General features: G+C 51.4%; 25 protein-coding genes. 10 read left to right on the plus strand and 15 right to left on the minus strand.

What is annotated here, in order from left to right:
• Positions 1–114 precede the first annotated feature (114 nt).
• Complete coding sequence (locus FCN15_RS15235) at positions 115–1,008, minus strand: AraC family transcriptional regulator (RefSeq protein WP_138495851.1); 894 nt, start codon at positions 1,006–1,008, stop codon at positions 115–117.
• A gap of 120 nt (positions 1,009–1,128) precedes the next feature.
• On the opposite strand from FCN15_RS15235, the gene FCN15_RS15240 reads away from it, so the two are divergent.
• The 3 genes from FCN15_RS15240 to FCN15_RS15250 are packed head-to-tail and all read left to right on the plus strand — an operon-like array spanning position 1,129 to position 3,995.
• The gene (locus FCN15_RS15240) at positions 1,129–2,502 is read left to right on the plus strand and encodes an MATE family efflux transporter (protein ID WP_238996711.1); all 1,374 of its coding nucleotides are present in this window, start codon (positions 1,129–1,131) and stop codon (positions 2,500–2,502) included.
• Between the two features lie 19 nt (positions 2,503–2,521).
• Positions 2,522–3,142, plus strand: a complete 621-nt coding sequence (locus FCN15_RS15245; protein ID WP_138495852.1) for a sugar O-acetyltransferase — start codon at positions 2,522–2,524, stop codon at positions 3,140–3,142.
• A gap of 46 nt (positions 3,143–3,188) precedes the next feature.
• On the plus strand, positions 3,189–3,995 hold the full coding sequence (locus FCN15_RS15250) for an HAD family hydrolase (RefSeq protein WP_138495853.1): 807 nt from the start codon (positions 3,189–3,191) through the stop codon (positions 3,993–3,995).
• 119 nt (positions 3,996–4,114) lie between these two features.
• Here FCN15_RS15250 and FCN15_RS15255 read toward each other — a convergent pair whose 3' ends face one another.
• Together FCN15_RS15255 and FCN15_RS15260 are read right to left on the minus strand one after the other, a co-directional pair.
• Positions 4,115–6,079, minus strand: a complete 1,965-nt coding sequence (locus tag FCN15_RS15255; protein ID WP_138495854.1) for an elongation factor G — start codon at positions 6,077–6,079, stop codon at positions 4,115–4,117.
• Between the two features lie 63 nt (positions 6,080–6,142).
• On the minus strand, positions 6,143–6,925 hold the full coding sequence (locus FCN15_RS15260; protein ID WP_238996712.1) for an MOSC domain-containing protein: 783 nt from the start codon (positions 6,923–6,925) through the stop codon (positions 6,143–6,145).
• A gap of 210 nt (positions 6,926–7,135) precedes the next feature.
• Here FCN15_RS15260 and FCN15_RS15265 point away from each other — a divergent pair, with 210 nt between their 5' ends.
• On the plus strand, positions 7,136–7,942 hold the full coding sequence (locus tag FCN15_RS15265; RefSeq protein ID WP_138495855.1) for a lipase family protein: 807 nt from the start codon (positions 7,136–7,138) through the stop codon (positions 7,940–7,942).
• 94 nt (positions 7,943–8,036) lie between these two features.
• Here the strand turns inward: FCN15_RS15265 and FCN15_RS15270 are convergent, their stop codons facing one another.
• The 3 genes from FCN15_RS15270 to FCN15_RS15280 form a co-directional block, all read right to left on the minus strand.
• Positions 8,037–8,642, minus strand: a complete 606-nt coding sequence (locus tag FCN15_RS15270; protein WP_138495856.1) for a polymer-forming cytoskeletal protein — start codon at positions 8,640–8,642, stop codon at positions 8,037–8,039.
• Positions 8,643–8,772: 130 nt separating this feature from the next.
• Entirely contained in the window at positions 8,773–9,645 is an 873-nt protein-coding gene (locus FCN15_RS15275; protein ID WP_138495857.1) for a tetratricopeptide repeat protein, read from the minus strand.
• 40 nt (positions 9,646–9,685) lie between these two features.
• Positions 9,686–10,642, minus strand: a complete 957-nt coding sequence (locus FCN15_RS15280; RefSeq protein ID WP_138495858.1) for an ATP-binding protein — start codon at positions 10,640–10,642, stop codon at positions 9,686–9,688.
• Between the two features lie 189 nt (positions 10,643–10,831).
• Between FCN15_RS15280 and FCN15_RS15285 the strand changes: the two genes are divergently transcribed.
• Complete coding sequence (locus tag FCN15_RS15285) at positions 10,832–11,827, plus strand: serine hydrolase domain-containing protein (protein ID WP_138495859.1); 996 nt, start codon at positions 10,832–10,834, stop codon at positions 11,825–11,827.
• On the opposite strand, the gene FCN15_RS15290 is transcribed toward FCN15_RS15285, so the two are convergent.
• From FCN15_RS15290 to FCN15_RS15325, 8 genes are all read right to left on the minus strand, one after another.
• Positions 11,820–12,959, minus strand: a complete 1,140-nt coding sequence (locus FCN15_RS15290) for a phosphotransferase (protein WP_238996713.1) — start codon at positions 12,957–12,959, stop codon at positions 11,820–11,822. The two genes, FCN15_RS15285 and FCN15_RS15290, sit on opposite strands and share 8 nt — an antisense overlap.
• Positions 12,960–13,047: 88 nt before the next feature.
• Complete coding sequence (locus tag FCN15_RS15295; protein WP_138495860.1) at positions 13,048–14,007, minus strand: metallophosphoesterase; 960 nt, start codon at positions 14,005–14,007, stop codon at positions 13,048–13,050.
• Between the two features lie 235 nt (positions 14,008–14,242).
• Complete coding sequence (locus FCN15_RS15300) at positions 14,243–14,689, minus strand: MarR family winged helix-turn-helix transcriptional regulator (protein WP_238996714.1); 447 nt, start codon at positions 14,687–14,689, stop codon at positions 14,243–14,245.
• 227 nt (positions 14,690–14,916) lie between these two features.
• Positions 14,917–15,660, minus strand: coding sequence for a nucleotidyltransferase family protein (locus FCN15_RS15305; protein WP_138495861.1), 744 nt, complete (start codon positions 15,658–15,660; stop codon positions 14,917–14,919).
• A 46-nt stretch (positions 15,661–15,706) separates the two neighbouring features.
• Entirely contained in the window at positions 15,707–16,009 is a 303-nt protein-coding gene (locus FCN15_RS15310; protein ID WP_138495862.1) for a hypothetical protein, read from the minus strand.
• Between the two features lie 68 nt (positions 16,010–16,077).
• Positions 16,078–16,374 carry an antibiotic biosynthesis monooxygenase family protein gene (locus tag FCN15_RS15315; protein ID WP_138495863.1) on the minus strand — a complete coding sequence of 99 codons (297 nt, stop codon included), beginning with the start codon at positions 16,372–16,374 and terminating at the stop codon, positions 16,078–16,080.
• A gap of 51 nt (positions 16,375–16,425) precedes the next feature.
• Positions 16,426–17,340 (minus strand): hypothetical protein, encoded by a 915-nt coding sequence (locus FCN15_RS15320; protein WP_238996715.1) that lies wholly within the window; start codon positions 17,338–17,340, stop codon positions 16,426–16,428.
• 43 nt (positions 17,341–17,383) lie between these two features.
• A complete protein-coding gene (locus FCN15_RS15325) occupies positions 17,384–17,764 on the minus strand; it encodes a MerR family transcriptional regulator (protein WP_138495864.1) in 381 nt (126 codons plus the stop codon).
• Between the two features lie 113 nt (positions 17,765–17,877).
• Here FCN15_RS15325 and FCN15_RS15330 point away from each other — a divergent pair, with 113 nt between their 5' ends.
• Both FCN15_RS15330 and FCN15_RS15335 read left to right on the plus strand, forming a co-directional pair.
• Positions 17,878–18,294 (plus strand): carboxymuconolactone decarboxylase family protein, encoded by a 417-nt coding sequence (locus FCN15_RS15330; protein ID WP_138495865.1) that lies wholly within the window; start codon positions 17,878–17,880, stop codon positions 18,292–18,294.
• 633 nt (positions 18,295–18,927) lie between these two features.
• Positions 18,928–19,197, plus strand: a complete 270-nt coding sequence (locus FCN15_RS15335; protein ID WP_138495866.1) for a hypothetical protein — start codon at positions 18,928–18,930, stop codon at positions 19,195–19,197.
• A gap of 42 nt (positions 19,198–19,239) precedes the next feature.
• Here the strand turns inward: FCN15_RS15335 and FCN15_RS15340 are convergent, their stop codons facing one another.
• Positions 19,240–20,094, minus strand: coding sequence for an AraC family transcriptional regulator (locus FCN15_RS15340; RefSeq protein ID WP_138495867.1), 855 nt, complete (start codon positions 20,092–20,094; stop codon positions 19,240–19,242).
• 226 nt (positions 20,095–20,320) lie between these two features.
• On the opposite strand from FCN15_RS15340, the gene FCN15_RS15345 reads away from it, so the two are divergent.
• The 3 genes from FCN15_RS15345 to FCN15_RS15355 all read left to right on the plus strand — a co-directional run bounded on the left by FCN15_RS15345 (position 20,321) and on the right by FCN15_RS15355 (position 26,146).
• Positions 20,321–23,269: a beta-L-arabinofuranosidase domain-containing protein gene (locus FCN15_RS15345; RefSeq protein ID WP_203232164.1), complete on the plus strand. Its 2,949-nt coding sequence runs from the start codon at positions 20,321–20,323 to the stop codon at positions 23,267–23,269.
• A gap of 39 nt (positions 23,270–23,308) precedes the next feature.
• Positions 23,309–24,949, plus strand: coding sequence for an extracellular solute-binding protein (locus FCN15_RS15350; RefSeq protein ID WP_138495868.1), 1,641 nt, complete (start codon positions 23,309–23,311; stop codon positions 24,947–24,949).
• Positions 24,950–25,288: 339 nt separating this feature from the next.
• Positions 25,289–26,146: an ABC transporter permease gene (locus tag FCN15_RS15355; RefSeq protein WP_420819583.1), complete on the plus strand. Its 858-nt coding sequence runs from the start codon at positions 25,289–25,291 to the stop codon at positions 26,144–26,146.
• Positions 26,147–26,168 lie beyond the last annotated feature (22 nt).

Consider the following 26,168-nt stretch of genomic DNA (forward strand, 5'->3'; position numbering starts at 1 on the left):
CTGGTCAGCGGCGAATTCTCTCTTAGCAGGATCGAATTTATAGGTGATAGAGAGATCCCCTACATAAACAGGTGCCGCTCCAACACTTGCGCCTAAGGTGCAGACGATGCTTTGCTACCGATCCGGATCATTCTCCCTTTGCTTGCGGTAGCTCTGCGGAGTCATACCGAGCTCTTTGCGAAACACATAGGAAAAATAACTTGAGCTTTGAAACCCGCACGAAACAGCGATCTCACTGATCGTTCTATCCGTATCCTGCAGCATCTCGCAGCTTTTCTGGATACGATACCGTGTCAGATAGGAATTCGGAGTTTGACCTAGATAGCTGCCAAACAGCTCGCAGCATCTGCTCCTGCATACAGAACCTGCGGCTGCAATCTCTTCCAGCGTAATCTTGTTCTCATAATGCCGATGAATAAAATCGGTCATTCCCCAAACCACTGTCCAGTAAGGGTCATCTGCAAGTTGTCCTGAACCTGAAGTTACATGGTCTCCGATACTTGCGCATAGTGACATGGCCTGCGCCAGCAGGCGAAGCGGGTTACGTGTGTCACTGTGCATTTCGTTATAGATCTGCTTCAGCGAGAGCAGAACCTCCCTCTGCCAATCACTTTCCTCAGTTAGCAATAGATAATCATCCGAATTTGAACCAAATTTCTCCTCCCAATACTCCTTCCCCGCCCAGGACTGCTTGCCAATCAGCGAAGGATGAATGGCAGCCACAATATAAGAACAATCGGTCATATTGTAGGAAAAGCCATAATGTAATCTTTTGCTGTTAACGAATATCCCGTTTCCCTTCTCCAGATGTACGATCTTTCCGTTTACAAAAAAGTCAATTGACCCTTCAAGCACTGAGATAAACTCTAAATCCGGGTGCCAATGGCATACAGCGGCATACTTGTCAAACTGGCGGAGCGTGCCTTGACGGACATACAGCTCGAAATTCGGCAAGTTGTAGTTTAAGCGCTCTGACAGATCAGAATAGACGTCCAGTTTGCTGTGCATCGTAACACCTCCTCTGATAATAAAATACGATTTTGATACTATTATAATCAATTCTGATGGTAAGAAGATAAAGAATGTACTATTTTTATGGAGTAATACTAAGTAAAAAGGAGGAAAGCAGTGCAAAGCAAAGCACGATTAGAAGTGCCCGCAGACCGACAATTCAACCTTCAATTGATAAGCCTGGTAGTTCCTATTGCTTTGCAGAACCTGATCTCGGCATCCGTCATTATGGTCGACGTATTGATGTTAGGCTCCGTAAGCCAATCGGCGATGTCGGCTGTATCTTTGGCAGGACAAGTCACTTTCGTATTAAATCTGTTCTATATGGGCCTTGCAACAGGAGTTGGAATTCTGGCAGCACAATACTGGGGAAAGAAGGATATGGGGGCCATTCAACGTGTTCTCAGTATCGCGTTGACCTTTTCGATCGGGGTTTCTATTGCATTTTTCCTCCTATCGCTGTGCGTTCCGGATCAGCTGATGCGTATTTTTACTAATGACAAGGAACTTATCCATTTTGGATCAAATTTCCTGAGGTTAGTCTCATTCTCTTATTTGGCTATGGGACTATCTCAAATGTACCTAAGTGTGTTGAGGAGTATGGAGAACGTACGTATAAGTGCCATGATCAGCACATTCTGTCTAGTATTAAACATTGCTTTAAACGCATTATGCATATTCGTGTTATTCCCCGGTATGCCCGAGAAAGCTGTCATTGGCGTAGCTGGCGCAACCGTCTGTGCACGGTTCATCGAGCTTGGGTGCTGCATCATTTATTCAGTGAGACAAGGGTCTGTTCGCTTTCGCCTGCCTAGGCGAGATAACGTGGAACGGTTCTTGCGGAAAGATTTTATACGATACACCCTTCCTGTTCAGGCCAATTACCTCATTTGGGGTGGTGCATTAACTGCGACAACCGCCATCATGGGGCATGTAAGCGCCGATCTGGTGGCAGCCAACTCTATTGCAGCAGTGATCAAGGACCTGGCTATTGTGCTGTGCAGCGGCATTTCCAGCGGCGGGGCAGTTCTTGTCGGCAAATATTTAGGCAGCAGCAATAAAGAAATGGCAATTAAGGCGGGCAGCCGGATCAGTGCTTACGCACTCCTATTTGGCGCGCTGGCTGGTGTCGCTATTTTGCTAATAAAGCCTGCTGTATTTCATCTGGTGAATTTGAATGATACGGCACAAAGTTATCTTAATGGAATGCTTTATATATGCGCATATTATTGCATTGGCAAGTCGATAAATTCAGCCATCATCGGCGGACTATTCCCGGCTGGGGGTGATTCCAAGTTTGGGTTTTGGTGCGATTTTGCCGTTATGTGGGGAGTCATTTTGCCATTAAGTTATTCAAGTGCTTTTGTATGGCACGTACATCCTATTGTACTGTTTGCCGTCATTAGTCTAGACGAGATAATTAAGATACCGGCTGCTGTGATCCGATACCGCCAATACAGGTGGTTAAACAATATTACAAGGGATTTTTAGAGGAAAGGTGAAGCTGGATATGACAATGAGAGAAAGAATTGAGACAGGAAAATTATTTACAGACTATTGTGAAGGCCTGCCGGAGGACAGAGCCAATGCCAAGCGAAGAATGATAGCGTTTAATGCGACAGGACCGGACACTTTGGACGAGCGTTCCAGACTGATGAAAGAAATATTCGGCAAAGAAACAAAGGCTTGGATCGAGCCGCCGTTTTACTTCTGCTACGGGACAAATATCGAAATTGGGGAAGGCTCGTACATTAACTTTAACTGCAATTTTGTAGACGATACAAAGATTATCATTGGAAAGAAAGTCATGTTTGGGCCGGCTGTAACCATCGCAACTGTTGGTCATCCTATTAACCCTAATTACAGAGAATACATGTATGCTGATCCGGTGATAATTGAGGACAATTGCTGGATCGGGGCCGGCAGCATTATATGTCCAGGAGTTACCATTGGAGAGAACTGTGTTATAGGGGCTGGAAGTGTTGTAACCAAAGATATTCCGGCTAATTCTGTGGCTGTGGGTAACCCCTGCAGAGTTCTGCGCACCATCAATGAGCATGATATGAATCATTATTATAAGGACAGACTAATAACCCAAGAGGATCTGGATGAAGAAGCACGGTTGAGATAACCCTACTGAAGTTATTTACAAGCAAACTATTTTTGGAGGTAATGATATGATCAAGCTAGTGTTAACGGATATGGACGGAACCTTCCTGGATAACAGCGGTGAATTTAACAGGGAACTGTATAAGGATGTCAGAAAATTGCTGCAGGATAAAGGGGTTCATTTCGCTCCGGTTACGGGGAAGCAGTGTGAACGTGTTGAAGAGCTGTTTGGTGAGGACGCTAAAGATTTATGGATTCTGGGTGACAGCGCCACCCGGATCAAGCATAACGGGGAGTTTGTGTATGAATCGCTGCTGAGTAATGAATTAGGGCGAAAAATCATCGGGCTGCTTGAAGATCTCAGTCTGGATCATACGATCATCGCATGTACAAGAAGCGGTGCTGTAATTAAAGATACCTTACCTCCGGAGGAAATTGCTGTTGTCAGAAGATCCTATGCCCAAGTCCGGCAAGTATCCGACTTTAATGAAATAACCGAAGATTTTGTGAAAATTACAGTATTCGACTGCGCCCTTAGATGCTTTGAAACGAGAGAGAAATTATCCAGCTTCTTTGAATCTGCCTATATTGTCGCATCGGATGCAGCCTGGATTGACATTGCGAATGCGAATGTTCACAAAGGCACGACCGTCGAACACTTGCAGCAATTATTAAATGTAACGCCTGAGGAAACGATGGCATTCGGAGACGGGTTTAACGATTTAGAGCTCATGGCTCGCGCTGCATACAGCTTTGCTGTCCGGAATGCGGTTCCGGAATTGAAAGATGCCGCGAACTATATTACACGTTCCAATGAAGAAGATGCGGTGATGAACACGATCATTCAAATCTTATCCTTACAGGACAGTCACTAGGAAAAAATACGATAACAAGCATCCAAAGCAGGGCTTGTTCAAATAATGCGAATCGACAGCTCCATAAAAACAGCGGCAGCCAGGACTTTATTTATTCGTCCACGGCTGCCGCTGATTCCCTATATTTCACTATGCATCAGGCGCTCTGCCTCCTCCCAGGAGACCGAGTATCCCGCTCCTTTGGCGCAGAAGATTGAAGAAGACGTATACAGCGGATCCGCATTCTTGTCGTAGCCCCGCCGGGCGATGACTTCGGCCTCATTATGGCACCGGCCGTAGCCGCCGAAGCTCAGCATGAGCGAGCCTTTTCCGCGGGAGATGGCGGCGAATTCGGCAGGATAGTCAAGAAAGGTTGCGACCGGAACACGTCCCTGGACATATACATTTCCGTCTGCCGTTTCCGGCGGCTCGAAGCTTCCGTGCGCCTGCTGAATATCCGACAGCACCCGGCCCATTTCATCCAGTCCGACGCGGATTTTATAGTTGTAGTACGGCTCCAGCAGCACATTCTCCGCCTTCTCCAGCCCCTGCCGCAGCGCCCGGTAAGCCGCTTCGCGGAAGTCTCCGCCATGCGTATGCTTGTTGTGCGCCCGCCCGGTTAAGAGCGTGATGTGAAGATCGGTCAGAGGGGAACCGGTGAGCAGGCCGTGATGCTCCCGCTCCAGCAGATGATGGCGGATCAGATTCTGGCTGCCTACCGCGAGATCCTCTACATGACAGGCATTCGAGACAGTAATCCCGCTTCCCCGCTCTCCCGGTTCCAGCTTCAAATGAACCTCCGCATAATGGCGCAGCGGCTCAAAATGGCCGTATCCCCGGACGGTGCCAGCAATCGTCTCCAGATACAGAATATCCGGCTGTCCGAAGGTGACTGCGAGCCCGAAACGCTCCTTCGCCAGCTCCTCCAGCACCTCAAGCTGAATGACGCCCATTACATGGATGTGGATCTCCTGCAGCTGCTCCTCCCACAGCACCTTTAAGGTAGGGTCTTCGGCCTCCAGCAGCCGAAATACGCGCAGCACCTCCTTCACCGGGATTGTGTCCGGATGGAACACCTTCGCCGTTAAGGTCGGCACCAGCTCGTAGCCCCTATGGCCGCTGAGCTCACCGAGTCCCTGCCCGGCTGCTGCCTCCGTCAATCCGGTTACAGCGATCAGCTGCCCGGCAGACGCTTCCTCAGCCGTTTTGAATTTATGGCCGGACACCAGCCGGATTTGGGTAATTTTGTCCCTCACCCGCTCGCCATCAGGACCATAAATCACCTCGTCCCGGACTCTGAGCCTTCCGCTGAGCACCTTTAAATAAGTGGATCTTACGCCGCTGTCATCGTGGCGAACTTTATAGACTCTCCCCGAAAAATCTTGCTGCTCCGCAGTCCGGTAATCCGGACGAACAAGCGCGTCCAGCCACTCCAGCAGCTCCTCCACTCCCTCGTCCTGGAGCGCACTCCCGCTTAATACGGGGAACAGGCGGCACTGCTGCACCAGTCTGCTTAATGACTGTGTCCATTCTTCGGGCGTAAAGCTCTCTTCCAGGTAAGCCTGCAGACAGGCTTCATCCCGCTCTGCGGCAAATTCCTGCAGCTGTTTATCGGCCCCGCCCTGCAGGAACAAGGAGTCTGTGCAGTCAAACGCGTCGCCCGTTAACTGATGCCGGATCTCCTCAAGGACTCGGTGCTTGTCTGCGCCTGTCCGGTCCATTTTATTGATGAAGATCAAGGCCGGCACCTCATGCTTGCGCAGCAGCTGCCAAACGGTCTCCGTATGTCCCTGCACCCCCTCGGCTGCACTTATGATCACAACAGCGGCGTCCAGCACCTGAACAGCCCGCTCCATTTCGGGTGAAAAATCGACGTGCCCCGGCGTATCAATCACCTGCAGCACTGAATCCTTGTAAGGCATGAGCGCCTGGTCGGCAAATACGGTAATGCCACGGGCTTTTTCAATGTCATGATTGTCCAGATAGGTGTCCCGGTGATCTACCCGTCCCCGCTGCTTAATGGTTCCCGTATGAAAAAGAAGCTGCTCAGCCAATGTCGTCTTTCCTGCATCGACATGGGCGAACAGCCCGATCGTCTTATACATGCTGTCCGCTCCTTTGATGTACTTCTCTAGATTATATCAAGAATTAGGCATGAAGCGATCCGCCTAAGCCTGTCCCACCAAAGTGACCTCGTCCCCGGTCCGGACCGTTCCTGTTCTGACAACCGACGCGTAGACACCGAAATGAAGACCGAAATCCTCGTATACTTTCCGTAACAGCGAAGGGTCCTTCTCCTGGGAATCAGGATCTATTGTAATAAAGACGCATCTTTCACAGAAGCTGTCCACCTGAAGCCTTGCCCCGCCAATGTCCAGCTGGCGTCCGATCCAGTCCCCTTCAAAGAGCGAGTCATCGTTCAAATCGATCACAAAGTTCCCGCGAAAGCGGCGCTGATCCACCGGCTTGCCCCATAACTGCTCAAGCTTGCGCAGGCTGGCATCTGTCACAAGCAGCACACTGGCTCCGTCTACCGACAAGAGGCTGGAATGCTCAGCTTCCGGATGGGGCTCCATAAGCCGTGACATGGAGATTGGCTTCTTGACCATCCCTTGAATTTCCTGCAGCAGCTCCTCATCCCAGCCCATTATCCTTCCGTCCGGCGCTGTTACCCGAATTCCGCGATCCTCCTGGAAGGAAGCTTTGTAATTAAGCATAGCTGGCGTATTCCGTGCCGTGACAAATTGTCCCCAGCCTTGTTTGGTCTCATCCCGGAAAGAACAGATGCGGTCTCCCTGCAGCCCGTATGACTCTATTTCACACATATCCAGGGTTTCACCGCCCAGCGATTTTACCGGATAACGGCTGATCTCCCGAATGGTGCCTACTTTAACATGATTATGAGTAACTTTAACATGATTATGAGTAACTTTGCCTGCTGTATCGTGCAAATTGATCCCCCCGCTTGCAGCTTTGGTTTAAGCTCTATTTTCCTACATCTATGATTGCTTTAACTCTATTTTAGCTGAACCGGCGGGGATATTCCTATAAATAATATTTCTATAAGAAATGTTCCTATAAGAAATTAAGCTTTTCGCATGCAAGCAGGCATCCATTGCCCTTTCTCCTCATAAATAAAGAAGTAGAAAGGTGGGAGAACTGTGGCAAACAGCAGCAGCAATCATCTGCAGCGGGCAATCTTTCTGGCAGCCGTCTGCGGGCAAACGTATGTCCAGTATAATAACCCTGACGGCTCTTTTACCGTTCCTTCACCTTATGAGGTCCGTCATGTCATCCACGCAAAATCCATCACTCGCGAATGGGAAACCTTCGGCTTTATTCTGGAAGCCCCCGAGGAGCTGATCCTCGCTTTCCGCGGAACCGTCTCCACAACCAACTGGATTGCGGATATGCTGGCCTCGCAGAAGAGATTTAAGTACATTAAAGAGCCTGTCCTGACTCACCGCGGCTTTACTTCCATCTATGCTTCGGCGCGGGATGAGCTGCTCGCCGCCCTTGCCAGGCTGCCTTCCGGCAAACCGCTGTTCATTACGGGCCATAGTCTCGGAGCTGCTCTTGCTGCGCTGGGCGCCTTGGATATCGCTGTCAACAGCGCTTTTAAGCATCCGTTTCTGTATACCTATGGTTCGCCGCGTGTCGGGGATCCTTCCTTTGCCAAAGTCTTCGGGAAATACGTCCAAAGCAGCTGGCGGTTCGCCAACAGCTTTGATGTCGTTACATTAGCGCCTCCAACCGTCTACAAGCTTCCGAAACGGGAAAAGAGGTATTATTACAGCCATGTCCAAACGCTTTCGCCCATGTCTTTTCTAAACGGCGCTGTCGGCTCCAACCATGTTATCGGCAGTTATTTCAGCGAGCTCTCCAAACAGGATCCGAACTTTGCAAAGACTTTACAACTGCTGTATCCGGGCTTTTGCCCGACTGATGTTCTAATTGAAATTCCGTGATCAAAAATGAAAAAAGCCTGCAGACCCGCCGCTCTGATGAGCATTCAGGTCCACAGGCTTCCGGCGGTTCAGCCGCCAGCAACTATGATTTGACTTATTCTTTGACTTCGTTTGCGCCGGTCAGTTTACCGTCGAGAACAGCTGTTTTTTGCAGATCAGCGCTCTTGAAGTAGAGGTTGCCGTCGATGGTAGCTGTTTTGTCAAGTGTAAATCCGTTTGCTTCTACGTATACGTCGCCTTTAACTGTGCCGCCTTGAACTTTGAAGTTTTCACTTTGTACAGTCAATTTAGGTACAGTCAGTGTGTAGGTAGCTGTGATGTTGTGGTCTTCATCCTGGGAATAAAGCGCAAGCTTGCGGTAAATGGCATTAGCAGAATCGCCTTTATCATGGAACTCGCCAGATACGACAACTTCTTGGTCAACTGTAAGGTCATTCAGAATCGCTACGATCCAGTTCCCTTTATCGCTGACGGCACTAATAAAAGCGTCCGCTTGGTTTACGATGGAAGCTGTTGTAACAGCATCAGTTGCCTCAGCGCTTGCACTTGTATTGGCACTTGCGCTTGTATTAGCACTTGCGCTTGTGTTTGCACTTGCGTTTGCGCTCGTGTTAGCCGCGTTATCGTTGTTATTTGAGCCGCAGCCTGCAAGCAGAGCTGCTGCCATTCCCATTACTACCAAACCTTTTGCTACTTTCATTTTCATTTCCCCCTTAGTGATGTTTATGAGTGAATTATAAATAGCGGAGGCCCTTTAAGTATGTGATTTTTTTCACCAATAGTGTAAAAAAATGCTCACAGGCTGAAAACCTGTGAGCAATGGGAGCTGATCAGCGCCTGCGCCTCCATCCAAACACCTTAACATGGACGATGAGTTTGGACAGCCAATGGGCAAGCACATACAGGAGGATAAAAACTATGACCAGCGGCCTGAACAGGAGCCAGGCAGCAGCCCAGATGAGAAACAGCTGCCAGCCCTTCAGCCTGCGGATCCACTTGGACGGCCAAAGAAAGACCCGGAACAGCTTATGGTTCTGCTGGAGCGCCTCCAGATATTCGTCCTGAAATTGTCTGCTGTCCGGGTTAAGCCGAACCGCGCTGCGGATATAAGTCTCCCTCAGCTTGAAGTCGCCCCGCCGTCCTGCCGCCCAAGCCAGATAGAGGAGGACATAGGGCATTTCAGCGCCGTATCTGAGGGCCTCGCGCTCCAGTTCGCGAGAAGCCCCGTCTTTGCCCAGCAGAGCTTCCGTATAGCTGAGCGTGGCCAGGTACAGCGGAGCTTCCGGCTGAAGCTCCAGCGCTCTGACCAGCTCTTCTTTCGCCTCATGAAAGCGCGCCTTCTTGTTCAGGCGGTTTGCCTGCAGGAAATAATAATGCGCTTCATAAGGGTCTACCCGGAGTGCTTCCTGCAGAGCTGACTGGAACGACGATTCATTATCGGTTTCGTAATAGACATTCACCCTTACAAACCAGGCAAGCTGTTCCTCCGGATTCCGGCGCAGCGCTTCCGAAGCCCAGTGCAGCGCTTTCTCGTATTCACTCATCAGCAAATAAATATGAGCGATCATGGCAAATACATCCGGATCCTCCGGTTCCAGCTTCAGCAGTTCCTGGGCTTCGGCCAGCGCCTCCTTGTATCTCTGCCACTGAATGAGCTGCTGGACGGCCGTATAACCGGCCTGGTAAGCCTCTTGTTCATGCACCTGGCTCTCTCTCCTCTCTCCCTTCAGGCTCTTCCTCTTGCTACTTCACTCCATGTTTCTTCGCGTAATCAAGTACAGTCTGATAGTCCTTGTTCACGTCACTGAAGGTGGCATAATTTCTGGCAGTTGCAAACCATTCAAGGGTTGTCGCTTTGCGTGATTTAGCCGCTTTCTTCAAATCTTCATTCGTAATCGGCTCGATATTCCCGGATTCAAATGTCCGTTCCATTGCCGATTCCACTGCGTCCTTCACCACCTGCTCCAGGTCAGCGCCGGAGAACAGCTTTGTCTCTGCCGCGATTCTGGCCAGGTTCAAGGCCTCAACCGGTTTGCCGGCCAGCTTCAGCTCCAGAATGGTCTCGCGTTCAGCTTCCTCCGGAGGCGGTACAAAGATCAGGTGGTTGAACCTGCCCGGCCGCCGCAGTGCAGAATCGAGATACCAGGGAGTATTGGTCGCTCCGATAACAAATACCTGTTCATTATGGGCCTGCAGCCCGTCGAGCTCCAGCAGCAGCTGGTTGACAAGCATCCGGTCATGATGCTGGCGCATTTGATGACGGCTTCCGCCCATGGCGTCGAGCTCGTCGATGAAGATCACGCACGGCTTGCTTTCTCTGGCCTTCTCAAAAATATCATGCAAATTATGCTCGCTTTGCCCGGCATACATGGACAGAATGGCCTGCAGCTCAATGTGCAGGAAATTAGCGTCGATTTCGCCTGCTACAGCGCGTGCGAGGAACGTCTTCCCGCAGCCGGGAGGCCCGTAGAGAAGCAGGCTTCCTCCGGCTTCTTTCCCGTATGCGGCGAATATTTCCGGCTGCTTTAATGGCAAGATAAAGTTCATGCGGATCTTCTTCTTGACTTCCTCCAAGCCGCCGACATCACGGAACGTCTCCTGAGGCTTCTCCGATTCGACCAGCGACTGGTCTTCTTTGCTGAAAGTAATAAGCTTTAGCTTCTTGCGCCTTTGATCGGCAATATCATCGCGATCGGACATCATGTTCTCTCCCTTATTCGAACATCGGCATGATATTCGTATCATTTGGTATGATTAAGGCGTGCAGCTGATTCGTGCCGCGTACACGCCATAGTTTACCATATTCCAGTAGATTACTGCTTCCCAATGAGGGTAATTCAATGAATAAGGCTCTAATCCACTTACTACGACTAGAAAAGGACGAACGCTATGAACCTCAATCCGCTACATGATCTGCTGTCTCCTGTTAACCTCAGAAGCTGTCTGATCAGCCGCCGGGGCGAGCTGGTCTATGAGCAGTACAGAAGACCGCAAACGGCCCGCGAAACGGCCAAGATCAATTCCTGTACCAAAAGCATTCTGTCCTCGCTGCTGTGTATAGCCATGGACCGGGGGCTGCTGCCGGAGCCGCATACTCCTGCGTCAGATTTCTTTCCCAAGCTCGCCCATTCGGAGGACTCCCGCAAACGAAGCCTTACTCTTGGACACTTGTTAACGATGACTGCAGGCTTTGAATGGACCGAATTCGGAGGACCGAATTCATTCCCGCACATGACGCGCACCTCCAATTGGATCGACTATGTGCTGGAGCATCCTCTTGCGGATGAGCCCGGAACGAAGATGGTCTACAATTCCGGCGTTTCCCAAATGCTCTCCACGATTCTGGCTCAGGCGGCCGGTATGCCTGTCGCAGAGTTTGCCGAGAAGAACCTGTTCGGGCCCCTGGACATCACGTCCTATGAATGGGAGACCGATCCGCAGGGCGTCCATACCGGCGGGTTTGGGCTTAAGCTGCGTCCCTCAGACATGCTGAAGTTCGGCCAATTATTTCTGCAGGAAGGACGCTGGAAAGACCGGCAGCTCCTCTCCCCTGAGCTTGTGAAGAAATCCGTGACGCCTTATATCACCGTCAATGAGCCCTGGCGCGGGCATTACAGCTGGCACTGGTGGGCAGATACGTTTGAAGAACAGACAGAGCAAGATACAGAACCGGCTTTATCCTTTGATTACTTCTATGCCCGGGGATTCGGCGGGCAGTTCATTCACATTATCCCGTCTATGGAGATGGTTGTCGTCTTGACTCATGATAATCGGAAAAATAGCAAATATCCGGATGTGTTCCGTTCCTATATTGCCCCGCTGCTGCTTGAACAGCCCGGCAGCTCTGCCCTTAAGCCGGCTGCCCCGGTGAACCGGATCAGCTGAGTGCTGTTTGAAGCAAAAATCGCCCGGCCGCTTCCTCAATCCGGCGGCGGCTGGCCTCCAGGCGGTTCAAACTGGCTGACAGCAGGCGAATCTGCTGCTGTAGGACATCAGGGCCGTCTGTTCCGTTCCAATACCGGCTTAAGAAATGAAGGAACACATCAACAGACCTTAGAGCAATTAAGACAGGGATAGCCTGGATTTCTTCCGGGCTGTATCTGACCCGCTCGCCATATCCCCGGCAGAACTCCTCCATAGCCTCCTGCCCAGTCTGGCCTACATCGCCGCTGGCCTGTCCATCCCCGCCTTCTTTCTTCCCTACTTCGCCGTCTTCCCCATCATCGCGTCCGTCTTCCAGAAGACCTGCCAGCACCACCGCAGGCTCCATGACTGCAGCATCCCGGGTACAGAATTCAAAATCCAGCAGAGCCGCAATGTGCCGGGGCTCCTGCTCCTTCACAAGCAGATTGGAATAATTCAAGTCGCCGTGCACGAGCTGCTGCGGCAGCTGCTCCAGTCCGCCAAGGCGGGAGCACACATCCACCCAGGCCTTCTCCAATACGGCGAGCGGCTCCTTCAGCGCCCAGAACGGTTCTGGCGGATGCATGCAAAAGGCGTGCACGGATTCCGGCGTGCAGTCCGGATAGGCTTTGAGAAGATCATAGTAAGGACTGTAAACCGGAGCAAGTCCGATTGCTTCTTCCGCTGCAGCCAGCGATACAGCCAGTTCACCGGCAGCTTGTCCGAACGAATAGGCACAGCGGATATCTCCGTCCTTTGCCGGCAGGCCCTCTATGTATTGAAACAGGCAGGCGTAGCGTTCGCTTCCGTCGTCTAGACGGAGGAAGGTTTCACCTGTTAAGGCTGCTACGGGAACCGGGGTTTGAACAGACAGCCCCGCCTGGTGCAGCGCGGCAAGAACCGCGTGCTCAAATTTGATCCGGGCGGGGTCGCGGTGGGTTTCGTACAACCTCAGCACGGCTGCCGTGCTGCCGGATTCTTTTTTAATCAGCCAGGTCGAATTGTTCCATCCGCCTTCCCTGCGCTCCGGCGTTCCCCTCCATTCCCTCCCATATTGCTCCAGCAGCTGCTCCAGATGTTTGTGCATCCTGTCATCCTTTCCGATTGGTCTCATTTCCATTATTTCATTCCATTATTTCATTCCCATTATATAACAAAGGGCAATAAAGAAGCCCGTCTTCGCAGACAGGCAGGCGCAGCGGCTATAGGTCGATTGTGAACTCATCTTTAGCCGGATACTGGGCTGGGGAATAATAGTTATAGCGGTCTAAGTAGGGTGAGTAGGTTTTGACAAAGACCTTCTGCTGTTTCAGGTCAAACTGGAGCAGCCGGATGAATCCCTCGCCGCCCTTTCTCGCTTCCTGGTAGTCAGCCAGCATCTGAAACACTTTGCGGTCCTGATGCCCGTCATGGTTGTCATCCAGCTCGTCGACCTTCAGCTGCGAATTGTGATAATGGCCGCATAATACAGCAAACACATTCCGGTTCGGAACGACGACATCCTTGTAAATCCTGTCTGCAACCGGTGAGCGCGTGCCATCCGCCAGCAGGTATTCGTGGAAGGCCAAAATGGCTTTCCTGTCCTTATTTTTGGCCAGCACCTTATTCATCCAGCTGATCTCTTTGGAACCGACTCCCCAGCCCATATAGACGACGATCAGCTTCTCGGCTCCGGCGTTGATCAAATCATAATGTCCCTTATTGTTATCGTAGGATTTGCCGAAGACGCCATTTTTCTTGAAGCGGCCGGCCCCAAACCATTTGTAGTAATTGACGCCCGTCCGGCTCCCTTCTCCGACATCGTGGTTCCCTGCGAGCACGCCATAAGGAATCTTCGCTCCATCCAGCACCTTCATGGCAAGATCCGCCTTCTCCCACTGGGTATCTTCATTCCAGTGATTTACAATATCGCCTGTGTGGATGACATATTTAATATTCTGGTCACTCTGATGCAGCGCCGTCCAGTTCACAATGGAATTGTAGATCTCGGGATAGCTCTCCGAGTAATACTGGGTATCGGACATCCAGACGAATGAGAAATCAAATGGGCGGTCCGGATGCTCTTCAGCCTCAGCCTGCACAGGGACGTTCAGCCCCATGACGAAACAAAGAGACAGTACGGCGATTCTGTACACTGCTTTCTTCAAAAGAAATCTGTTCATCGTTCTATTGCCCCCAGTTGGTCTAGTCTTAGGTCGAGTTTAGATCTAGCGTGCGGTCGTCTGTTTATCATTTTCCAAATGTAGAAAAATTAATCGGACTGCGCCATTAGAGGGCGGTTCAGGTTCAGTTCAGGGAACGGTTCAGGTCCTGGTTTGATTGCCCGCAACAAAGCAAAACAGGCTGTCCCCCAGAGGGAACAGCCTGCCGCACTAATCCATTTATTGAAATTCTTAATTAAACCTGCTTCTCGGCACTTTGTTGAACGACATGTTCCGAAAGCATCTTGATCGTTTCATTTAACTCCTGCAGCTTCTTCAGATCCAGGGAACTGGAAGAGATCAGCGACAAAGGAATGCACATTGCGTCCTTCTTCAGCGCTTCTCCGTTCTCTGTCAGCTTGATCATGACTACCCGTTCGTCCTGCTTCAAGCGCTCACGATTGATTAAATGGTTCGCTTCCATCCGCTTAAGCAGCGGCGTCAAGGTCCCGGTGTCCAAATCCAGTTCCTCTCCCAGCTCCTTAACGGAGCATTCGCCTCGCTCCCAGAGGACAAGCAGCACCAAATATTGAGGATAGGTGATCCCCAGCTTCTCCAGCATCGGGCGGTACATCCGTGAAATGGCTCTTGAGCAGGAATATAATGAAAAACACAAATGGTCTTTAAGTTTAAGCTCGTTCAAACCTGATCCCTCCCCGCGCAAAGCTTGCTCTTGATGACTTTAAGAACTAAAAACAGCGTAATTAAACAGCTTTTTCCGATTACATCGTGCGCAACGAAAATATAACCTAATGTGATTATATTGTCAACAACTTATTTAACATTAGGGATACCCCGGCGCTGTGGTTTTTGGCCAGCTTAGCATGTGGAGAAACGTTCGGGATTATGCTTGTGGTTAAGCTTCACTGCTCACTCTCCTGCAGCAAACAGCTTCCGGATCTCCTCGTAAGCTTCATGCGTGCCAATGTCATAAATCCCGCCATCCGCGCTGTAAGCACGGACGTCCTTCTGACGGACAAGCCATTCCGGAAAATGGCTGGGCGAATCGGGGCTGTTGCCTTCTTCCAGATAGTCCGCAACCAGCTTCAGCGTCTCTTTCTTGTACAGATAAAGCGCGTATACGCCGATATTGGAGCGGGGCTCGGCCGGTTTCTCTACCAGCGCAGTCACCCTGCCGAGCTCATCGACTTCCGCTACCCCGATGCTTCTCAGCTCCTCCAGATCATTCGTCGGCTTGACCAGCAGGCAGTCCCGGTCCACAGCGTAGAAGTAATCCACATACGGCTCAAGCTCAAACGAAAATACATTGTCACCGGCCAGCACAAACAAATCGTCCTGCAGCTGTTCCTGTTCGATCACAAACTGCAGATCTCCGATGGCGCCCCGTTTATCCTCCACAGAGGTTGTTCCATCGTCAATAATCTTTATTTCTTTGCCGGATTCCCGGCCTGCCAGCCACTCTTCAAACAGCCCCGCATATTTATGATTGGTCACAATCAAAATTTGGGTGACAGACGCCAGCTTCTCCAGCTTCTCTACAATTAGATCCAATACGACTGCATTCTCCGACACCGGAAGCAGCGCTTTAGGCTTGTTCACTGTAAGCGGATAAAGCCGGGTGGCGTATCCTGCCGCTAATATTAATGCTTTCATTGGCTCCTCCCTCCGGATTGCTGCAATCCATTCGCTCCCTTCCCCCTTAATCCGCAAGCATCCACAGGAGAAAAACGATTACGGTGAGCGCCAGATGAACAACCGGGATCACCGAGGTAAGTCTTTGTTTATTTCTCCTGACTAGATGCACAATCAAGCTGATCAAATAGGTCAGTATATAGGTTGTACTCAGGAAGACAAACAAATAAACGACAATCAATTTGTAAAAATCCGCACCTGCCGCATCCCCTGCCACCTGCATCAAATTGGCAATCAGCACTAACGGGTAAGCAAGCAGCGGCAGGCCGCTCAAAATAAATAAAATGACGTTGACCGCTTTTTTACTCATGATCCTCCCAAGATACGAACCTATAAGCAGGCTGATTTTTTTAAAATTTAGAAGTGAATCCATCCGGACTAGTCCAGTTTAATGTTCACATAATGCTGCACGGAAGGAAACGGATCATAGAAATGGTGAAGCAGGCTTTTCCATTCCTGATATTCCTCCGACTCTCGAAACCCGACCGTGTGATGCTTCAGCGACTGCCACCGCACCAGCAGGATGTATTTGTCCTTCTCTTCAATGCATTTGTGCAGCTCGTGGTTCAGATAACCATTTGCCTTTGAAATAATTTGGGATGCCTTTCGGAAGGCACTTTCAAAATCGTTAATCATCCCGTCTTTAATGTTTAACAGGGCAACCTCAAGAACCATGTGAAGCCTCCTTTAAGAGCTCTGGATTCAAGCTGGTGACAGCTGGCACGTTTATTCAAAGGCTATTCTTTGAAAATCCTTTAACACTTTAAGGTTCTTCAGTGTAATGAAGCCTTGCCATTCTTCCCTGGCGGCCTGCCATTCCTCTTCAAACCGGAACCAGCTCCAATTCGGCTCCCATGAGCCGTCCTGAGCCTGCGAATGGATTAACCGATCCAGTTCGTCCGGCAGGACATCTGCGTATAAAGGGTAGTACTTTGAATCCGGACTGCCGGCAATCTGCAGCGGCGTGGCGCCGTATCCGGCCCGGTCAGCGGGCTGCTTCGGCACACAGTTCGCAATAAACTGCAGCAGCTTCTCCTCAATAAGCGCGTACTGCGAAGGAGTCAATTTCTCAGACAAACGCAGGTAGCAGAAGAGCTCGTGCATTTCGTTCAGCTCACACTCATTGTTCAGATAATGAAGGGAATAGTCCAGGAGCTCTTTCAGCAGTTCCGGAGCAATGGAAGATGGACAGCTTATGAAATAGCCTGCCACCTCCGCATTCGGATTCCCCCAGTGGTCACGAAATGCCCCGAAATCCCACCAAACAGCCCTCGGCGATGCTTCAGCCTCCAGGGGGATAATGTCCCAGCCGTTCCGTTCACTGATGTAGGCTGACAGCAGATAGTTCATCGCCCGGCTGATCATGCCCTCGGCTTTAGCATCCTCGGAGTCCAGACCTTCGAGCAGCTGTAAGGCGGTTGTTGTAGCCAGGACTGAAGATACCGGCGTTCTGAGATCAGGCTCAAGCGCTCTGCCAAAACCTCCGTCCTCATTCTGGAACCTCGCCAGCTCCCCCAATACGTCCTGAATAGAGCCGGATTCAAATTCATAGGCGAATAGAGCTTTTTCTAGCGGCCGCGCCTTATCCATTACAAAGGCTTTAGCTCTTACAAACTGTTCCCGAGATAACTGTACCGTCACTGGTCACGCCCCCTGTTCAAGAATTGTCTTCCTGATTATACCATTACGGGTTCCTGTCCAGCTCCATTGTTTTATAGATTTCAATCTTGTCTTCAATCGCCTTCAGATTTTGGAGGAGTTTGCTGATCTGCGCATGAACCTCGTCCCGGTGGCTTTCCAGAAGCTCGCGTCTGCTGCTTATCGTCGATTCCCCTTGACTGCGGAGCTCGGCGAACCGGACCCTGCCGCTGATCTTCATCCCCGTTTCTTGCAGCCGGATGAGAAATTGAATCCATGAGAGATCTTTGTCCGAGTATTGACGATAACCGCTCAGGTCCCGGCTGATCTCAGTAAGCAGCCCGATTTTTTCGTAGTAACGCAGGGTATGCGCAGACAGCCCCGTCATCTCGGAGATTTGCTGGATGGAATAGGTATTGGTTGTCATGAACAGGATTATATCATATCCGGGGAGACTCGCCTTCCAGAAAATGGCTTGCTTTAGAGCGCGCTCTAAACCTTAAGCTTTTAAACAAGAACATTTTTCGAGGAGGAATAATGATGGATAATGTACGTTACTCACGCGGCTGGTATAAGCTGATGCAGATCGACGGAGAAGGAGGAGAGCGAGTTATTGAGTCGTTAAAAGAGATTGCGCCCGACCTTGGAACGTATATCGTTGAATTCGCATTTGGCGATATCTATTCACGGGACACGCTGGATGCCCGGCAGCGCCAGCTGATTACGGTCTCTTCCCTCACTGCCCTTGGAGGCTGCGAGCCTCAGCTTGAGGTTCATATCAATGCTTCGCTTAATGTAGGGCTGACCCCCGATGAAGTCGTTGAAGCGATCATTCATTGTGCGCCGTACGTTGGTTTTCCGAAGGTATTAAACGCTGTGTTTACCGCCAAGAAGGTGTTTCAGGCACGTCAGCTAATCGGTTCAGCGGATGACCAGGCAGACGGCTCCCCGCTTTGAGACGGCTCCCCCTCATAATTAGGCTCAAGCCCGGGGCATAGGCGGGCCAGTGCACATACTATAGCCGTAGAAGGAAGCAAGCAAGAAACCGCATGTGCACAGGTACGTCCAAAACTGCGGCCACATAACATAAATTAGAATTATGAGGTCTGGCAGCAGAATGCGCCCGGCTAAGCGGCTCAATTCATATGCAAGCGGGAGGATGGGAACCTTGGACACGTTCGCCGATCCCAATTTAAAAGACTTTTTCATCATTCTCATTACTGCCATACTATTCTACCTTGTTTATGTTGCCCCGCTGGGCGGTGAAGAACCTTAAGCCCTAACTAAGCCTTAGTCATAGACCTAGCTCAGGCTGGCATGCCCTGGAGAGCTGCAGGCAGGCGAAGTATCGCGGTCAGCAGAGTGCCCGTTCGGGTTCCGGCGGCTTTCCGGCAGCTTTGGCAGGATGGATGAGGCGGCAGCTTGTGACGGGGGGGAGGGATTGCAGATGGAAGCAAGCGATCCAAAGCGGAACATTAATCTGATCTTGTTTATTATTGTTATTCTGTCATTCATCTTCGGGTATGGCAAAGCTTCGGCACCATCCGAAACGATTATTCCGTCCTAAATCTCAGCAGATGGAGGGGGCTTATGGCTAACGGCAAACAAGGGAAACGCAAAAACTGTGCTAGTCCGCCTCCCTCTCCTATTCTGTCCAAGCTCACGCCCCAGCAGATCGCAGTCATTGCCGGCCTGCTGAGCAATGCCTTATCTGTCGACTCCATACTGATTGACAAGGATCAGCGCCTGGAAATCGTGCTTGGCGGTTCGATCAAGAGAAAGACCCGGCTGGATGAGCTGATCAGCGAGCTCGGCAGCATGAATGTCCAGGATGTATTGGATGCCTTAATGGGAAAGTAGCTTTTGAAATTGAAATGCGCCCCGCTCTCTTCCGCCTCTCTCTTATTCGTAAAATAGCAGCCTCTTCGAATAAGCATTTCGAAAGTCCGTCGGAGTCAGTCCCACGTGCTTCTTGAATGTCTTCATGAAATGATGCGCGTCTTTATAGCCAAGCTGCAGGGCGACCTCCGTAATATTTTGATTCGTGTCGGTCAGCAGATATTTGGCAGCCTCCATCTTCTGGAGCAGCATATGCTGCTTCAGCGTAATTCCGGACAAGCTGGTGAACAGATGGGATAAATATTTTTCGTTATAGCCGAAATGCTCAGCGACTTCGCTGACTTTAATATTTTCATGGCGCCGGTACTGAATGTAGTCTGAAATGTCGTTGTAGAGCTGGTCCTGCTTGGATTTCTTGCGGGGCACTTCGCTCATGCTGGACAGCTGGTTATACAGCTCGCACAGAATCACAGTCGCCATATAGTTGTTCAGCGTCTTCTCATTGTACCCTCTCACAGAGTCCTGGAGCTGCTTCATCATGACGATGATCTTGTCCAGGCTCTTCAGCGTACCCTGCTGGGGGATCATCAGCCTTCCTTCCGTCCTCTCCTGCAGGCTGGAGGATAGGTCCACTTTGCGCGTCTCGCTGTTCAGGGAGAAGTGCAGCCAATAGAAGCTGCAGGCCGATGCCTTATAACCGTATTGGTTCGTTAGAGGCGGAAGCAGCAAATACTCCCCTTTGCTCACCGTAAACTGCTGCTGGTCTCCTGCCAGGTACAGCGTCCCCTCCGTCATAATCATCAGCTCATAATCCAGCAGCAGCCTGCTCAGATGAATCCAGTCCGGACTCGGGGCCTGAAACTTGCCTGTTATCGCCATGGTTACCGGGGAATCCACGATCAGCTCGTAGGCGTTCATCTGAAGTAACACCACCTTATCTGACTTTTTGACACCTGATTAGAAATTGATTCCAGTCCGATGCTATTATATTGCCGCTAGAGGCCGTCACATATCTGTAACATCTAACCTTTTTACACTTATTCAAACTCCAAGCCATTTACCGTGCAGCTGAAAGGGTCTAAGCTTTACCTATAAGTCAAGCGCGCGCCAGACTTCTCTCATATTCCAGGATTGGAGCAGAGCAATGAAGCAGACAACATACCGTGTAAGGCCGCTGATGGCTCAGCCTCTGCGGGACTTCAGGATGGATCAGGTCAAACTGGAAGACGGCTATCTGTTGAACGCGGAGAGCAAAGAGCATGCCTACTTGAAAAAGCTTAATCCCGACCGCCTGCTTGCCGGGTTTCGGGAAAACCGGGGATTGGCACCTCGGGCGGTGAAATACCCGGGCTGGGAAAGCAGTGAAATCCGGGGCCACACCCTCGGGCATTATCTGACTGCCTGCTCCCAGGCTTATCAAAGCTCCAGAGATCCGGAGCTGCTGAGCCGGCTTGAATACCTGATGGAAGAGCTTGCAGACTGCCAATTTGAAAGCGGATACATCTCGGCATTCGAAGAGCAGCTCTTTGACCATGTGGAAAATGGACGGCCAGCCTGGGTTCCCTGGTATACGATGCACAAGCTGATCGCCGGGTTGACAGCGGTTTATCAGGCAACCCGCAGTCAGACTGCTTTAACACTAGTTTCAGAGCTGGGCAATTGGGTCTATGACCGCACCTCCCGCTGGGATGAAGCATTGCAAAGCCGTGTCTTGTCCGTTGAATACGGGGGTATGAACGATTGTTTATATGAATTATACAAGGTAACCCGGGATCACCGCCACCTGTTTGCGGCGCATCAGTTTGATGAGCTGCCGCTGTTTCACAAGGTTCATGACGGCGAGGCTGTGCTGCAGGGCAAACATGCCAATACGACGATTCCCAAATTTATCGGTGCCCTGAACCGCTACAGGACGCTTGGAGCAAGCGAGAAGTTTTATCTGGAGACGAGCGAACGGTTCTGGGAGATGGTCGTGAATCATCACAGCTATGTGACGGGCGGCAACAGTGAATGGGAGCATTTCGGCGAGCCGGATGTGCTGGATGCGGACCGCACGAATTTCACCTGTGAGACCTGCAACACCTACAACATGCTGAAGCTGACCCGCGAGCTATTCAAGGTGACCGGAGATGTGAAATATGCACACTTCTATGAAAATACCTTCCTCAACGCGATCATCTCCTCCCAGAATCCGGACACCGGAATGACCATGTATTTCCAGCCGATGGCTACCGGATATTTCAAGGTGTACAGTTCTCCGTTCGAGCATTTCTGGTGCTGCACCGGTACGGGCATGGAGAGCTTCTCCAAGCTGAACGACAGCCTGTATTTCCATAATGGCCAAGACAGAATTTATGTAACTCAATATTTCAGCTCCACCCTTTATTTGGACCCGGAAAAGGATTCGGCTGAACTTTCGGCTAAAGTTTCCGCTCAAGCTATTGCCGAAGACTTCGCTGAAGCTATTGCTGAAGTCTCCGCTGAAGCCCAGAAAGCTCAGCCGCTGTCCGCCTCCAGGCTCCTGCTCCGGCAGCGCTCCAGTCTGCCGGAGCAGGACACCGTGGAATTTGAAATCGGCATTCCGGACCAGGTGCCGCGCAAGCTGGATCTGTGCCTGCGGATTCCGGACTGGATTGCCGGAGATGCAGAGATCAGGGTAAACGGGGCTCAATATGGGTCTCTAAACGGATCTCTAAACGGGTCTCTAAACGAATATAATCAGGCGGGCCAAATCCATAACGGCTGGCTGAGTGTGAACCGGATGTGGTGCGACGGCGACCGGCTTCAACTCCGGCTGCCGATGGCTGTCCGCGCCCACACACTTCCGGATGCGCCGCATGCTGCCGCATTCCGCTGCGGGCCGGTTGTGCTCAGCGCAGCGCTCGGTTCCGAGCAAATGGAGCTGTCCGCAACCGGCGTCAACGTCAGCGTTCCGACGCGAAGCATGCGGATAAAGGACTTTCTCGTTCTGCAAGAGACGTCGCCTCAGAAGTGGCTAGAGAACATTGAGCACAATCTTATTCGTGCTGAGGATGGCGGAGAAGACGAACACAGGGATGTCAGCGGCGGCCGGCAGATCAGCCGGAATGAAGCGCCAGCCGGTGCCGGCTCTGCCGGGAAGCTCGCTTTCAAGCTGAGGGGAACCGATGAAGACAGCCGGCTGGTCTTCACTCCCCATTACAAGCAGCACCAGCAGCGTTACGGCATCTATTGGCGCATTGTTGAAGGAGATTCACCTGAGCTGCAGCGGCATCTGGTGCAAGCCAAGCTGGACCGCCGTACTGCCTCAGCAACCCTTGACAGTCTTCGGGTAGCGAATGACCAGTATGAGCTGGAGCATCGCATTCAGGGTGAGAAGACGTTTACGGGCAGCTGGGACGGCTACAGCTTCAGGCGGATTGCACCCGGCGGCTGGTTCAGCTATGAGCTCGGCGTACAGCCGGATTCGGACAATTGGCTCTCGGTATTATGCTTTACCGGTTGGAGCAGCTCGGTTCCAATAGTGAAAATGGACGGGACTGAGCTCAAGTCTGTCGCTCCCTCCGCTTCTTCTGCCGATGATCTGCACCTGCTGCTGGAAGCCGGCCTGTTCGGACAGCCAGAGGGCAGCGGTGCCGGCCAGAAGGCGAAGAAGGCTGGCCGGCTATTTTTCGAGCAGCTTTATTTGATTCCCGCAAATGCTGTTCAAGGCCGTGACAAGGTTGAACTCCGGTTTGAATCCACCGGAGACAACGGCTCTGTCTATGACATTCTTCGGACCATGCGTCCCTTCCGGACAAATGCGGAGCTTGCGGCGCTGTCCTTCAATCAGGGAGAACTGACGCCTGCCTTTCATCCGGCTGTTACCGAGTATACGCTGTCGATCCCGCCACAGAGCGGATCCAGCGCCGAGCTCTCTATGCTCACCGCTCCTGCTGACTCTAACGGGCTGGTGCTTGTGGACGGGGTTCTGATCGACGAATCGCTGCCGCGGGTTATCCGGCTGCAAGGCAGCAGCCTTGAAACCGTGCTGCGTGTCACGGTCAAGGCTGAAGACTTGAGTGCGGAGTGCACTTACCAAATTGCGGTCAGGCAAGATTCAGGAAGAGGATGATTCTTCATCAAATATGTATATAAAACGGAGGGGCGTTATATGAAAAAATGGTTGAGTGCCGGTCTCGTATTGTGTCTAAGCACGGCAATTCTGTCTGCCTGCGGCGGAGGCAATTTGGAAAATGACAGCGCTGCCAGCAGCACCGGCAGCAGCGGGAGCACCGCTGCAAGCGGTAAAGTGAAATTGACCGCCATTATTACGAAGCATCCGTTGACCCAGGAGCTGTCCAAGATGAAATGGCTGCAGGAGGCCGAAGAACGCGCCGGTGTCGAAATCGAATGGCAGGAAGTTACGGCGGACTGGGATCAGAAGAAAGGCGCCCTGCTGGCAGGCGGGGATGTTCCTGATCTGATTGTTGGGCCGAATGCCATTACAGACGCCGATTACGCGCAGTTCCCGGGCTTGTTCCAGGATCTCAGCGAGCTGATTCAGAAGGATGCCCCTAACGTGCAGGCAATGTTCACTGCCAAGCCGGAAACCAAGGTTATTGCCACCCAGACGGACGGCAAAATCTACGGCCTGCCGAAATACCAGCGGTTCTGGCCGGAGACGACCACGCGGCAGTTTATCAACCAGAAATGGCTGGATAATCTGGGTCTGACAATGCCGACCACCTGGGATGAGCTTTATAATGTCCTGGTAGCCTTCAAGGATAAGGACGCGAACGGCAACGGCGATGCGAATGACGAAATCCCGATGGATTTTGCCCCGACCGGAACGGTAGCTTTCGGCGCCTTTATGCCGACCGTGCTGCTTGGCAGTGAAGGCATTACCCTGACTGATAACAGCGGCTTCGGCTATTTTGTCGAGGACGGCAAGGTCAAGAACTTCTTCTCTGATGAACGCTACAAGGAGCTGGTTGAATTCCTGAACAAATGCTACAGCGCCGGCCTGATCAATCCGGAAGTGTTCACACAGGACTATACAAAATATCAGTCCGTCGCGCGCGGCAGCGGAGATACGGCTAAGGTCGGGTTCACCTGGGGCTGGGAAGTCACAGACCGCTTCGGCAACACGCTGGCTCCGCAGTATACTTCCATGTCTCCTCTGAAAGTATCGGCGGATTCTACAGCCAAGCTCTCCTGGTCTTATGATTACAATTCGCTCAATTACGGCGTCAACATGGTGACCATGTCCGCCAAGAGCAAGCATAAGGACGAAGCGATGAAATTCATCAACGAGCTCTATGATCCGAAGGTGAGCATGCAGGTGCTGTTCGGTTCGATGGACACGAACATCAAGGATAACGGCGACGGCTCCTACAGCATCCTTCCTCCTTCCGATACTGCGATGGACCCTGGCACCTGGAAGTGGACGTCCACTTGGGCGGACAACGGTCCGATGTACATTTCCGATGACCTGAAGCTCACCCTCGGCACTGACATGCAGTCTGTCGGCAAGCAGACAGAGCCGCTGAAAGCCGCACTGGACAGCATTAACAAAGACACCGAGGTGCTTCCGAGCATGTTCATCAAATACACCTCCGCCGACAACAGCACCATGGCGCTGAACAACACCAACCTGATGTCCCTCGCCCTCGCCAAATGGTCGCAGTGGATCACCAAAGGCGGCATCGACAAAGAATGGGACGGCTATGTGAAGGACATTCAGCGCACCGGCGTTGAGCAGAATATCGAAATTATGCAGAAATATTATGACGATTATAAGAGCAAACAGTAAGCTTCCCATGCCGCTTGGATCCTATCCAGGCAGGCCGGAATGAGGTTTCCTGACGTTGATTCATGACTGGAGAATGTTGATTGTTGATCTTTGATCTTTAATTGTTAATTGTTGACTCCCTAAAAAACTTCCTTCCGGAGGGATTTCCGCCCTGCCCAATCTTCACGTCACCAAGAAACAAGGCAGCTTCCCGCAAGCAAGGCGGAAATCTCTTCTCCGGCTGTAAAGGAGCGAAGGCTAATGGTTCCCGAATCCAAGCATTCCGAAGCCCCTCTTGTCCTGAAAGCCAGGAAAGAAACTGTGCTGAACACCTTCAGACGCGATTACCAGCTGTGGCTCATGATCTTACCGGCCATCATCGTCATCTTTATATTCAACTATATTCCGATGTACGGCATTCAGCTGGCCTTCCGGGATTATGACTTTACCAAAGGCCTGACAGGCGGCGCCTGGCGCGGCTTTGATTATTTTAAACAATTTTTTGACAGCTATATGTTCGGAGACCTGATGAAGAATACGGTGGTAATCAGCCTGACCACCATCCTTCTGAGCTTTCCGGCTCCCATCATCCTCGCCCTGCTCATCAACCAGCTCCGCTGGAAGCGGGCGAAGAAGGCGCTCCAGACTACCGTTTATCTGCCGCATTTTATTTCGATCGTGGTTATGGTCGGTTTGCTGAACGTGCTGCTCTCCCCGAACTCGGGCATTATTGGTCATCTTCTGACCTCGATGGGACTCGGCGATGTCAATCTGCTCGGCTCGACCAAAACCTTTGTGCCGGTATATGTCATATCAGACATCTGGCAGCACTGCGGCTGGAACAGCATTATCTACCTGGCCGCCTTGTCGACCGTTGATCCGCAGCTGTATGACTCTGCCAAGATGGACGGCGCCAGCCGCTGGCAGACGATCCGCTATGTCGATCTGCCCGCAATCGTCCCGACCATCATCATTCTGTTCGTACTGAGCATGGGCAATGTGCTGAGCACCGGCTTCGAGAAGGTCTTCCTGATGCAGAATCCGCTGAACCTTCCGGTTTCGGAGGTTATCGCCACTTATGTATACAAAATCGGGATTATCAGCAACCAGTTCAGCTACTCGGCTGCAATCGGCCTGTTCAATACCGTCATCAACTTTATTTTTCTGTATGCCATGAACGCCTTTACGCGAAAATCTTCCGACATCAGCTTGTGGTAACCGTAATTGTCACCCCTGCCTG

The organism is Paenibacillus pinistramenti (assembly GCF_005869875.1).
In the GTDB taxonomy this organism is placed as follows: domain Bacteria; phylum Bacillota; class Bacilli; order Paenibacillales; family Paenibacillaceae; genus Fontibacillus; species Fontibacillus pinistramenti.